Consider the following 12,716-nt stretch of genomic DNA (forward strand, 5'->3'; position numbering starts at 1 on the left):
AGACGGTATTTTGGAGACAAACTCTTTGACAGACTAGTAATTGCGAATATAACAGGTGCATAAACGGATAATCAGATAAGAAAACAATTAGCGAATTACTTTTTTCTTTAAAGTTACATTTTGATACTGATGAAGTGGAAAATTATTACATGGATTATTGTGAACTCATAATCCGAAAATTAAAAAAACTGGTTTACTTAAAAGCAATACTAATTATCAATTAGTGACTGAATATGGAAAATAACGAACTTCTAAATTTATTTATGAAATATCTCAAAAAGATTGATATTTCACTTGACCAAGCCGAATTTAAATTTCAAATTGAGAGCCATCCCGATTATCCATCCTTATTGTCGTATCATGATGCACTAACATTCTTTAAGATTGAGAATCTAGTAGCAAAAATAGAAGTTGATGACATTGATACACTCCCAGACATTTATATTTCTGAGTTTATGAATGAACATCCTTCTGAAAAGCTACTCGCAATCGTGAGCAAAGATGACAGATCATATTCTCTAGAATTTGAAAACGGCTCAAAAGAGACCTTAAACAGGGAAAAATTTATCAGCCGATGGTGTGGATTAGTCTTAATAGCTGAAAAAGAGCAGGGTTACAAAGCTTCAACTCCAAAAAAAAAATTCAGAAGCTTGATAAATATTACAATTTTGATTTTGATTTTGATAATTATAAGTCGATTCTCTTATACAGCTACAGCCCTTTTATTGTTGTGTGCATTGGGAGTTTTTCTATCAATAGAAGCTTTAAAAGAGAGTTTTGATATAAAGTCAAATTTTACTGGGATTTGCAACATGTCAGCTAGCCTTAGTTGCGAATCAGTAATTAAAAAAGGAAATGTATCCATATTAAACGGATTAAAAATGACTGATTTAAGCATAATTTTCTTTACAGGGCAACTCATAATGACCTTTATACTTACAATAGCTGGACTACAAAAATTCATGTTTTCAGCTAACTTAATTATTCTTATCGTCTCCTTCCCTGTCACTATTTTCTCCATGTACTATCAATATAAAATACAAAAGCAATGGTGCCCTATATGCATAAGTATCATAATAACCTTATACCTGCAATTCGCCCTAATTTTAATATGCGAAAGAAATTTAATCCATTCTCACATTGATAATTATTCGATAAGCCTTTTTGTACTATGCTTTATCTTACCATTGTTTTATTGGCCAGATCTCAAAAATGGAATAAAAGGATTCTTTGCAAACAAATTTGAGAATCTCGATCTTATAAAATTTAAACGTAATTATGAACTTTTTCGCTTGGCTATTGAAAATTCTGAGCAGTATAATTATAAAAACTTAAGGTCCCCGATTTTTTTAGGAACCACTGATACAGCATTAAAGATAACATTAAATACAAATTTATTTTGCGGCTATTGTGCGAAAGCCCATCAAGATATAGAAGAAATCATTAATAAGTATCAGTCACAAATCTATATAAATGTGCGTTTTAACTACAATCCGGCACAGTTTGACACTAAAGCAAAAAATTTGTATGGCAGGATGTTGGAGATTTATAATACTGATGGCCAACAAAAGTTTCTTGAATCTCTTGGATATTGGTTCAATCATAAGGATTACGACTTATGGATAAAAAAATACTTTGAACCCAATGATCCTGAAAGTTTTACTCCCGTACTTTCTAGAATGTTTCAACAAAACATGGAAAGTAACTTACTGTTCACTCCAGCAATACTTATTGGTAATTCTATTTTACCAAAGATGTATATGACTGGTGACCTTAAGTATTATATTGCAGATTTGCTGGAAGACAATAAATTTACAAATAAAGAAGATGCTTTAGCAATTTCATAGTCTTTATGGCGGATACCGAAAAGCCATTAAAAGAGTAGGTACAATTAAATGAATTATTATGAAAAAATTTATTAACATTAAAAGTTTACTAAGTAGAGAAGAATTAAGACAGATCAAGGGTGGCAGCGGTTCTTGCTTGATTCAATGCACATACGCATACCAATCGTATGAGTGTCCTAATGGCGGAATGTGTACGCCTTACGTTTGTCCAACCCAACTCGGAAGGAATTTTTGTAAGTATCCAAATACTTAAGAATAATTTTTAATTTATATGGCTATATTTTATGAATATAGCCATATTTTTAATTTCACTACATAACCAATTATATGCGCAAATTTCCAAATTTTTTGCAAACTGAAGAAAAAGATTGTGGTCCGACATGTTTACGAATAATTGCGAAACACTATGGTAGAAGTATAGATATTGGATTATTACGAAATCTAACTGAAACAACCCGTGAAGGCAGTAGTTTGTTAGGCTTGCTTGAAGCTTCTCGAAAAATAGGTTTTGAGGCTGAAGGCATCAAGATTAGCTATTTGCAGCTTATAGAAGATTTTAGCCCATGTATTGTATACTGGAACAAAAACCATTATGTAGTAGTATATAAGATTACTAGTAAACGTGTTTACATATCCGATCCTGCCATTGGATTGATATCATACAAAACCAATGACTTTATACGGAGGTGGGTAGGCGATAATGCTACTGAAACCACACAAGATGGCATTGTCCTAATACTTGAGCCTGATGAAACTTCTAGCTTTAAATTTGAAAATTCAAATTTTAAAGGATTTACCTTTCTACTCAAATATATAAAAAAATATAGAAAATTTGTATTTCAGCTTGTTATCGGGTTAATAATAAGTAATATTTTCCAACTAATCTTACCCTTCCTAACGCAAGGAATTGTAGATGTGGGTATTAAGCAACATAATTTAAATTTTATTTATCTCATTTTAATTGGACAATTGTCTTTAAATATTGGAAGTGCAATATTGGAGATTATTAGAAACTATGTTCTAATTCATTTAGGCGCACGTATCAACATTTCTTTAGTTTCAGATTTCTTTGTCAAATTAATGAATTTACCAATTTCATATTTTGATGTTAAAATGTCTGGCGACCTGCTTCAACGTATAAGTGACCATAAAAGACTGGAACAAATCCTTACCACAACTTCACTAACGACAATTTTTTCTTTTTTTAACCTCATTATCTTCAGTTTTATTTTATATTATTACAATGTTTCTGTTTTTTTAGTTTATCTCATTGGGAGCATAACATATTTCTGTTGGATATTTTTTTTTCTTAGAAAAAGAAAAGAAATTGATTACAAAAGGTTTAATGGGTTAAGTCAAGAGCAAACTAATGTAATAGAGATGATAAATGGCATGCAGGAAATAAAATTAAATAATGCTGAAAAAAAAATGATGTGGAGTTGGGAACAAGTTCAGGTCAGGCTTTTTAAGATTTCAATTGAAAGCTTTACATTGGATCAAACACAGTCAGCTGGCACAAATCTTATAAATCAGATAAAGAACATTCTCATCACTGTGCTTTGTGCAAAATTAGTTATTACAGGTGAAATAACATTTGGTATGATGCTATCGATAACCTATATTGTAGGTCAATTAAGTGCTCCTATAAGCCAAATGATTACGTTCTTTCGGGAACTTCAAGACGCAAGAATTTCTCTGGAAAGATTATCGGAAATCCATGACAAACCAGATGAAGAAATTGAAAAAAAGCAATATATTACAAATATACCGACGAATAGTTCAATTAATTTCAAAAATGTATCATATCAATATATTGGAGCTTACCAATATGTATTAAAAGATATTTCAATTACTATACCCGCAAATCAGACGACAGCCATAGTTGGAACGAGTGGATCAGGAAAAACAACACTTCTCAAATTAATGCTTGGATTTTATGAAATTCAAGAGGGTGAAATCTTCATTGAAAATAACAGCTTTAGTAATATTTCAAAAAAAAATTGGAGGAATCATTGTGGTGTTGTTATGCAGGAAGGATTCATTTTTAATATGACTATCGCAGAAAATATAGCAATTAGCGAGGATGAAATAGATTTTATCAGACTAGATCAAGCAATCAAAATTGCAAATATTTTAGATTACATCGATTCCCTACCATCAAGATATCACACCAAAATAGGACCTGAAGGTATAGGTCTTAGCACAGGTCAAAAACAGCGTATACTACTCGCAAGAGCTGTTTATAAAAACCCGCAATTCCTGTTTCTTGATGAAGCCACATCCGCACTGGACTCGAAAAATGAAAATATAATTAAAGAAAATCTTGAAAACTATCTAAAAGGCAGAACAGCTGTAATCATAGCTCATAGATTAAGTACGGTAAAAAATGCGGATCAGATTATAGTCCTAGAAGCAGGTAAAGTTGTTGAAACAGGAACACATAATGAATTATTGAACAATAAAAAAGCATATTACAGTTTGGTAAAAAACCAGCTTGAATACCAAAATGAAAGTTTATGAAATTAACTAAACAAGATAACAATATTAAAAAAAGCAAAGAGATTCAAGAACTTTTAAATGATGTCCCAGATAAATTTATTAGATATGGCAACACATTTGTTATAGCAATTATGACGGTAATAATATTAGTACTTTATTTACACCTAAAAGATTCCATAATCACCACACATCCTCAAAACATTTGGGAAATTTTGCAAAATTCTACTAAAAAATAAATCTATAATAAAAAGGTGAATTATAAATCAAAAAACTCTAAATACAATAACCAATCAAAATATTATTTCTGAGCCATTCTTTCTTTGATCACATCATAGACTCTATTGGAATCAAATTCATTTGCATTTACCGATGTTTTCTCCAAAATACTATTTACCTCTTCGACACCGGGGAATTCACATGTGATTTTACCAACCTTAAAATAGTCCACAATTTGCTCTATTTCATTTTTGCTACATTCATTCTTTATAAACTTATTAAATATCTCTCTATCCATTTTTCAGTTTTTTATAAACAAATATAACACTCAAATTTAATATATTCATTGAATTAGAGTATTTAATTTAATTTTTCAAAGTGCTAAAAAAGAGGCCTTATAGTATCAATTAAAAAAACTGTAATAGTCAACTAATTTTAATTACGATTCCTTGTATTAAAACATTTATTCATGCCTTCACCAATAAAATTTGTTCTTACTATAATAGCTTCCCAAAGTCCAATATACCTTTACTCGCAACAACAATTAATAGGGCAATGTGTTTTTATCAGTTTTCTCACCACTTGAAGTTTTTTATAAAAGAATCGGTTTAATATCTCTTCATTCATACTGCAAAAGCAAAAATTCTTTAATATATATTAAATTCCTACGCACGGCCTTTTAATGCCTAAAAGCGACCCAAAGCGCCACTTTTAAGCAACGAAAAAGATTATACCATAGCTTAGCTCACAACTTAACAACTAAAAATGAGAGGTGCGATGATGAACAACAATATAAATAAAGATGATTTAAGGCAATTTGGTCTATTGCTTGTAGACCAATTCAAACAAATTATAAAGAACAACCAGAATAAAGACGATGACGACCTAAATCCAGAATGGATTAAAAGCCGTGTTGTCAAGAAACTGATGGATATGTCTGCCGCATCGTTACAGAATCTCCGGATTACTGGAAAAGTGCGCTTCAAAAAAGTTTTAGGATCTTACTATTACAACAAATCAGATTTAATGAATCTGTTCAACGATAAAAAATAATATGAGACTTAAAAAGCTTTTAAAGTACCTTTCCATTTTAGAGGAAGATCACAGACTTAATGTTTGGCACTTTGCACTCTTAAGTGCAATTCTTTGTCTCGCTTATAAGCAAGGACAGACTAGGATCATTAAAGTGAGTCGTAGCAAGATAATGTCACTATCACATATTAGCACAATCCCAACCTATCATAAATACTTTAAGGAGTTGCAGCAAATGGGCTATATCAATTACAGACCATCCTATCATCCAGGATATCGAAGCGAAGTGTCAATAACAATAAAGCCTCACGATTTATCTTAAGTCTTTCTTGCTAATATTAAAATGCTTTTATCATACATTAAAAACCTTACGTAACTTTACCATTTGCAAATCTATATCCAGAAGTTCTTCAGCATTATGTACAATACTGTGCGCACTATCAGCAGTAGCAAATTGCTGCTTCAATTCTTGAATTTCCCTTTCCATTCTTTCGAGAACATAAAGCCCCTCACCTCGGGTAATAATTTTTTCCCTATCCAATCTATTCTTTAATACTTGCATCTCCCTGCCAATTGTCACTTGTTCTGTTAATGCGTATTCCTCAGTCTGCTTAACAGATTGATGACCAAGCATTTCTTTAACTACATGAATCGGCACACCATTGTTCAGCGTAACTGTACTGCCAAAAGTACGTCTCGCTTTATGTGTGTTCAATGTGAAATTGAAACCGCATAAATCACCGATTTCCTTCAAATAGGCATTCATCTTCTGATTTGACAAAACAGGCAAGACAGTACCACGTTTCAGGCATAAAGGATGTTTTTTGTATTTCTCCATAATTTCAACAGCTTTTGGAAGCAATGGAATATTAGTTTCGGAATCCGTTTTCTGCCTCGCGGACATAATCCATTGTCCCCCATCAATACCGATTTTAATATTTGCCAGCTTCAGTTGGAAAACATCTATATAAGCTAATCCCGTATAACATTGGAAAATAAAAACATCTCTAACTACTTCAAGTCTCTCTATGGCAAAATCGCGATCCTCCAATATAAAAAGCTCTTCTGCAGTCATGGGTTTTTTATTCGTTTTGGTCTTTTTACCCTTGAACAGCTTAAAAGGATCAGTTGTAATAATCTCTTTAGCGATGGCTCTGAGCACAATTTTCTTAAAATTAGATATATACTTTAAAGAAGTGTTATTGCTGCATCCTTGTACTGTTTTAAGATAAAACTCGTAATCTTTTATAAATTCATAATTCAGCTCCCTGAATTCAAGATCATCTACGTTATATTTAAACCTTATAAAATCACTAACATGAGATTTGGCTGTTGCATAACGCTCAAGCGTGCCTGGAGCATACTCTTTCGGCACCAACGCTTTGACTTCATCATTATGGTTTTGAAACTCTTCTAAAACTTTTGCTTTTGAAGCAACCTTCCCTTTAACATAATCAATGAGTTTCTGCGCAGTGATTGTCTGATCGTTGTAAAGTAAATCGGTTTTTCTTTTTTTTACTTTTAATTCAAGAGAATTCAAAAATTCATTTAATACCCTTGAATCTTCTTTACTTCCGGTAGCGCGTTCCAGTTTCTGATCCCATCGGGTCACATTCCATGTGTACTTCGTAGATGTTTCTTTAGGAATCCCATCAACCGTAATTCTTAAATAAATAGATCTGACATTAGTTTTTTTTCGCGGACTCTTCAAAAAGAAGGTTAATCCAAAACTGTTCTCTAACATAATTCAACATTTTAAGTTAATAAAGGTCGAACTATAGTACTTTAAAATCAAGTCGTTAACGTTATTTACATGTTGTAAATCAATTAGTTACAACGATTTTATGGCACACTTTTTTTTCAAGTCCCTTGTGCCACGAATGTGCCACAAAAAATAGGAGCATTTTTGAAAATTATGAAGGTACAGGGCATAAAAAAAGAAAACCTGCAAATTCATAACTTGCAGGTTTTTAGCGCTTTAAGGCGTTTTAAGTGAAAAATATCACTTGTTTTCGCAGAGAGAAAGGGATTCGAACCCTCGATACAGTTACCCATATACTAGCTTTCCAGGCTAGCTCCTTCAACCACTCGGACACCTCTCTATTTATTTCGGAGTGCAAATAACATTAAAAAAAACGAATTTCGAAAGTAAAAAAACAATATTATTGCATTTCTCCTCTTAGTGAGGTCTCAAACACGCTCTTAAATTCGCTTCGCGCAACATTCTGCCCCAAAAGATACATTAATTTAGTAATGGCAGCTTCTGTGGTTATATCTTTCCCTGAAATGATTCCTAATTTTTTCATAGTAGTACTGGTTTCATAATGTCCCATGCTTACACTTCCTACAGCACACTGTGTTACATTAACAATATGCAAGCCTTTTGCAATTGCATTCTCCAACAATTCCAGAAACCAATCTTCGGTTGGAGCATTTCCTGCTCCATAGGTTTCTAAAACGACTCCTTTTAAATCGTTTATATTGAAAATTGCCGAAAGCACAGTCTTATTAATCCCTGGAAACATTTTGATTATGGCAACATTATGATCCAAATGAGTTCTTACTTGTAAGACTGCATTTTCATCAGTTTGCAGAAACAGATCGGAATTGATATTTAAATGTACTCCCGACTCGACCAAAAAAGAATAATTTGGAGAAATAAATGCCCTAAAATGTTCTGCATTAATCTTAGTAGTTCTATTGCCTCGATACAATTTATATTCAAAATACAAACAAACTTCTTTAATTAGCGGTTTGCCATTTTCTTGCAAAGAAGCGATCTGAATAGCCGTTATTAAATTTTCTTTGGCATCGGTTCTTAAATCCCCAATGGGTAATTGCGATCCAGTAAAAATTACAGGTTTAGCAAGATTTTCGAACATAAAACTCAATGCCGAAGCCGAATATGACATGGTATCGGAACCGTGCAAAATTACGAATCCATCAAATTGAGTATAATTACTCTCAACCGTTCGAGCCATTTCGGCCCAATGATCGGGATTCATATTGGATGAATCTATCGGGTTTTCGAACGAAAAAGTGGCTATCTCACAATCTAACAATTGTAATTCAGGAATATTTTGAAGGAGTTGGCTAAAATTAAAAGCTTTGAGTGCTCCTGTTTCAAAATCTTTGCTCATACCAATGGTTCCACCAGTATAAATCAAAAGAATTTTGGATCTAGAGTGAGAGTGCGTCAACATATTTTAACTTATTAACCACAGGATTCGCATACATATCCAAAAATCCTTGTTTAGCGATTGGATGTTCGTGGTCTATTCTCATTTCTAACCTTCTTTCAAAAAGTAACTTCTCGTTTTCGGTATATAAATGAGCAAAACTATTTGATTTATTCACAATATCATAAGCAATAAAGTTAGTTGTCCACAATTTATAATGTAGCAAAATAGAATCATCAATTGTTTGTGCCAAAGCCTGAACTTGCTTATTTGAAGAATCGATGTTTTTGACAATTTCATCAATTTCGGTATCGATAACGTCTCCAATATGAATATGAATTCTTTTCTTTTGTCCCAAAATACCACTTAACAATGTTTTAAAATCTTCATCCTTCTCCTTAACATAAATTTCATTATTGGCTTGGGCTAACAATTGAGGCATTTTTAAAGCATCTGTAGGATCATATTCATACGAAATTGAAACAGGAACAATTTTAATTTTCTTAAAATAGTCCATAATATTTGGTTCATCAGAACCCATAGCAATCATTTTCAAAACTCCTGGATTGGTTTCGTCGTTTCCGTCTTTGGTTCTTCCTTCACGTTGTGCTATCCAAACCGAACGGTTTTCATGCAACATTAACTGAGCCATGTATTCGGACAACAATTTAGAACTTCCCAATAACTCTCGTGGAGACAATCCGCGTTGTACCAAAAAATTTCGATTTAGTTTTGCCAGTGTTTTCAAGAAAGACTTTTTTACCAAATTATCACCAATAGCCGATGAAGTCATAGCCAATCCGTGTTCAAACAAAGATACATTCAACAAAGAAGTATCCAAAACAATGTCACGATGATTGGAGATAAACAAATAAGCAGTGTTTTTTTCTAGTTTTTCAAACCCTGATGTTGTCAATCCGTCTGAACTTTTCTCTAGAACTTGTTGTACACCATGGTAAATAAAATTACATTGAAAATCACGAATAGAATGAGTTTTACGAAGTTGCTCTTTCCAAATTTCGTCTTCGACTTTTGGAAAACAAAAATTCATCAAAGCTTTCATCATCGGATGATCTATTACTTTTACAATCGCTTCATTAACTTCGGGATCATAAAAGGATCGGATTGCATCAAATCTATTCATTATAATTTTTATTTTAGTTCGACAAAAGAACAAAAAAAATATTAAAGTTAAAGGATATCGGCATTAAATCCCGAATATTTCAACCGAATTATTAGTGGTTATTTTGGCAATTTCGGCTACTGAAACATTATAAATTTGTGCCAATTTATCTGCTACATTTACCAAATAGCTACTTTCATTTCGTTTACCTCGGTAAGGAATTGGAGCCAAATAAGGAGAATCGGTTTCAAGAACGATATGCTTTAAATCTATTTGATTCAGAAATTGATCTATCTTTCCGTTTTTGAAAGTTACCACTCCCCCAATTCCTAATTTCATATTATAGGATATTGCTTGTAATGCTTGTTCATAAGTACCCGTAAAACAATGGAAAATACCAAATAAGTCTGCTGATTTTTCTTCTTCCAAAATTTCGAAAATTTCATCAAAAGCATCACGGCAATGAATAACAATAGGTAGCTTGTATTGTTTGGCTAATTGAATTTGTTTTCTAAAAGCGTATTGCTGCTCTTTCAAATGGGTTTTGTCCCAATACAGATCAATACCGATTTCGCCAATAGCAACAAATTTTCTTTTGGTCAATTCTTCTTCAACATGCTGCAGTTCTCCGAGATAATTATCTTTCACATAAGTAGGATGCAAGCCCATCATTAAAAATACATTATCAGGATAATCGCGCTCCAAATCGTACATACTTTGTGTTGAAGCCGAATCTATAGCTGGAATAAAAAAACGAGAAACACCATTGTCAATGGCACGTTGCATCATTTCGTTTCGATCCAAATCAAATTCTTCTGAATATAAATGAGTGTGGGTATCGGTAAGAATTACTGTTGTTTCCAAGTGTAAAATTTAATGCAACAAAAATACTCTAAAAACAGTGGGTTACAAAACAAAGAACGTCCTCAAAAAGGAAATTAAACGAAAGATTCATTCTTTATACTAAATTAATAGCAACAGAATCTACTGCATTTTAGGTTTTGTAACTGTAAATGATTTACTTTGAGTTTATATCCAATCCTGAAATGAAAAAATTACAAGAAATTCTGAAGAAAGAAAAATACAAGAAAATAAATTTCAAAGTAACCAAAACCCAACATCTTTTGATTAAAGTTAGAATCAATGGTCTGAAAGGTAATTTTATTTTAGACACAGGAGCTTCTAATAGTTGCATTGGTTTTGAGGGTGTTGATTTCTTTCAGGTCGATGCCCAAGACTCTGCCACCAAAGCTTCAGGAGCAGGAGCTACTGGAATGACAACACAAAAGACATCTGGAAATCTACTCGAAATAGGCCGATGGAAAACCAAAAAACTCGAGCTCGTCATCTTTGATATGTCACATGTAAACGAAGCGCTTACAACTTACAAAGTAAAACCCGTTGACGGCATTATTGGTGCCGATGTTTTATTAAAAGGAAAAGGCATTATTGACTATTACAATCATTGTTTGTATCTCAAATAAAAAAATCCCGTTCCGAAAACCGAAACGAGATTTTAGATATATCAAATTTGGAATATTACAATTCCAATGCTTTTTTAGCATTTCCTCCCATCAATAATTCTAATGGATTTTCTAAAGCTTCTTTCACAGCAACCAAGAAACCTACAGACTCACGTCCGTCGATGATTCTGTGATCATAAGAAAGTGCTACATACATCATTGGGTGAATTTCAACTTTACCGTTTACAGCAATCGGGCGCTCGATGATGTTGTGCATTCCCAATATTCCAGATTGAGGAGGATTGATAATTGGTGTTGACAACATAGATCCGAATACGCCACCATTAGTAATTGTAAAAGTACCTCCTGTCATATCATCAACCGTGATTTGTCCGTCACGAGCTCTAAGAGCCAATCTTTTGATTTCAGCTTCAACTCCACGGAAAGTTAAGTTTTCAGCATTACGAACCACAGGAACCATCAATCCTTTTGGACCAGAAACTGCAATTGAAATATCGCAGAAATCGAAAGCCAATTTGTGATCTCCATCCATCATAGAGTTTACATCTGGATACAATTCAAGAGCTCTAGTAACCGCTTTTGTAAAAAATGACATATATCCTAAACCAAGTCCTCCGTGTTTCGCTTTAAATGCATCTTTAAACTCATTACGAATGTTATTGATCGGCGTCATGTTTACTTCGTTGAAAGTAGTCAACATTGCCGTTTCGTTTTTGGCAGAAACTAATCTTTCCGCTACTTTACGACGCAACATTGATAATTTCACACGCTCAATTCCGCGGCTTCCACCAGTTGGAGTTCCCATTGATGGTACTGCATTTACAGCATCATCTTTAGTGATTCTTCCACCTTTACCCGTTCCAGTAACAGTTGCTGGAGCAATATTTTTTTCGTCTAATATTTTTTTAGCTGCTGGAGATGGAGTCCCTGCTGCATAAGATGCTGCTGGTGCTGGTGTTGGTGTTGCTTTTGGAGCTTCAGCAACTGGCGCAGGTGCTGCTTTAGGTGCTTCGGCTTTTGGAGCCTCAGCAACTGGTGCTGACCCTGATGGTTTAGCTGCTGCTGTATCAATATGGCAAACTACAGCTCCTACAGCTACAGTATCACCTTCTTCTGCTTTTAGCGTGATAACCCCGCTCATTTCAGCTGGTAACTCAAGAGTTGCTTTATCAGAATCAACCTCAGCGATCGCTTGATCTTTTTCTACATAATCTCCATCTTTTACTAACCAAGTTGCAATTTCAACTTCTTTTATTGACTCCCCAGGTGATGGGACTTTCATTTCTAAAATCATCTTTGTTTTGTTTAAGGTTTGGATTGTCTAAGGTTTAATGAG

12 protein-coding genes and 1 tRNA gene are annotated in these 12,716 nt (G+C 33.3%); 6 read left to right on the plus strand and 7 right to left on the minus strand.

The features are described from left to right. The first annotated feature begins 233 nt into the window (after positions 1-233). The 3 genes from ABEB18_RS04745 to ABEB18_RS04755 all read left to right on the plus strand — a co-directional run bounded on the left by ABEB18_RS04745 (position 234) and on the right by ABEB18_RS04755 (position 4,582). On the plus strand, positions 234-1,847 hold the full coding sequence (locus ABEB18_RS04745) for a vitamin K epoxide reductase family protein (RefSeq protein ID WP_348797969.1): 1,614 nt from the start codon (positions 234-236) through the stop codon (positions 1,845-1,847). Between the two features lie 327 nt (positions 1,848-2,174). Beyond that, complete coding sequence (locus ABEB18_RS04750; protein WP_348797971.1) at positions 2,175-4,367, plus strand: peptidase domain-containing ABC transporter; 2,193 nt, start codon at positions 2,175-2,177, stop codon at positions 4,365-4,367. Further along, the gene (locus ABEB18_RS04755) at positions 4,364-4,582 is read left to right on the plus strand and encodes a hypothetical protein (protein ID WP_348797973.1); all 219 of its coding nucleotides are present in this window, start codon (positions 4,364-4,366) and stop codon (positions 4,580-4,582) included. Before ABEB18_RS04750 ends, ABEB18_RS04755 begins: the two co-directional genes overlap by 4 nt. A gap of 62 nt (positions 4,583-4,644) precedes the next feature. On the opposite strand, the gene ABEB18_RS04760 is transcribed toward ABEB18_RS04755, so the two are convergent. Then, entirely contained in the window at positions 4,645-4,860 is a 216-nt protein-coding gene (locus ABEB18_RS04760) for a hypothetical protein (RefSeq protein ID WP_348797974.1), read from the minus strand. A gap of 479 nt (positions 4,861-5,339) precedes the next feature. Here ABEB18_RS04760 and ABEB18_RS04765 point away from each other — a divergent pair, with 479 nt between their 5' ends. Further along, complete coding sequence (locus tag ABEB18_RS04765; protein ID WP_348797975.1) at positions 5,340-5,615, plus strand: DNA-binding protein; 276 nt, start codon at positions 5,340-5,342, stop codon at positions 5,613-5,615. Between the two features lie 151 nt (positions 5,616-5,766). Then, a complete protein-coding gene (locus ABEB18_RS04770) occupies positions 5,767-5,916 on the plus strand; it encodes a hypothetical protein (protein ID WP_348797977.1) in 150 nt (49 codons plus the stop codon). Between the two features lie 30 nt (positions 5,917-5,946). Here the strand turns inward: ABEB18_RS04770 and ABEB18_RS04775 are convergent, their stop codons facing one another. The 5 genes from ABEB18_RS04775 to ABEB18_RS04795 form a co-directional block, all read right to left on the minus strand. Next, positions 5,947-7,338, minus strand: coding sequence for a site-specific integrase (locus tag ABEB18_RS04775; protein WP_348797978.1), 1,392 nt, complete (start codon positions 7,336-7,338; stop codon positions 5,947-5,949). Positions 7,339-7,609: 271 nt separating this feature from the next. Then, positions 7,610-7,696: transfer RNA gene (locus ABEB18_RS04780), tRNA-Ser, on the minus strand. Positions 7,697-7,756: 60 nt separating this feature from the next. Next, positions 7,757-8,797, minus strand: coding sequence for an asparaginase (locus ABEB18_RS04785; protein WP_348797980.1), 1,041 nt, complete (start codon positions 8,795-8,797; stop codon positions 7,757-7,759). Next, positions 8,775-9,917, minus strand: a complete 1,143-nt coding sequence (locus ABEB18_RS04790; RefSeq protein ID WP_348797982.1) for a 1-acyl-sn-glycerol-3-phosphate acyltransferase — start codon at positions 9,915-9,917, stop codon at positions 8,775-8,777. Before ABEB18_RS04790 ends, ABEB18_RS04785 begins: the two co-directional genes overlap by 23 nt. Before the next feature lie 63 nt (positions 9,918-9,980). After that, positions 9,981-10,760, minus strand: a complete 780-nt coding sequence (locus tag ABEB18_RS04795) for a TatD family hydrolase (RefSeq protein ID WP_348797983.1) — start codon at positions 10,758-10,760, stop codon at positions 9,981-9,983. Between the two features lie 182 nt (positions 10,761-10,942). On the opposite strand from ABEB18_RS04795, the gene ABEB18_RS04800 reads away from it, so the two are divergent. Then, entirely contained in the window at positions 10,943-11,380 is a 438-nt protein-coding gene (locus ABEB18_RS04800) for a retropepsin-like aspartic protease (RefSeq protein WP_348797985.1), read from the plus strand. 55 nt (positions 11,381-11,435) lie between these two features. On the opposite strand, the gene odhB is transcribed toward ABEB18_RS04800, so the two are convergent. Beyond that, positions 11,436-12,674 carry a 2-oxoglutarate dehydrogenase complex dihydrolipoyllysine-residue succinyltransferase gene (gene odhB / locus ABEB18_RS04805; RefSeq protein ID WP_348797987.1) on the minus strand — a complete coding sequence of 413 codons (1,239 nt, stop codon included), beginning with the start codon at positions 12,672-12,674 and terminating at the stop codon, positions 11,436-11,438. Positions 12,675-12,716: the final 42 nt, after the last annotated feature.

The organism is Flavobacterium adhaerens, assembly GCF_040045115.1.
In the GTDB taxonomy this organism is placed as follows: domain Bacteria; phylum Bacteroidota; class Bacteroidia; order Flavobacteriales; family Flavobacteriaceae; genus Flavobacterium; species Flavobacterium adhaerens.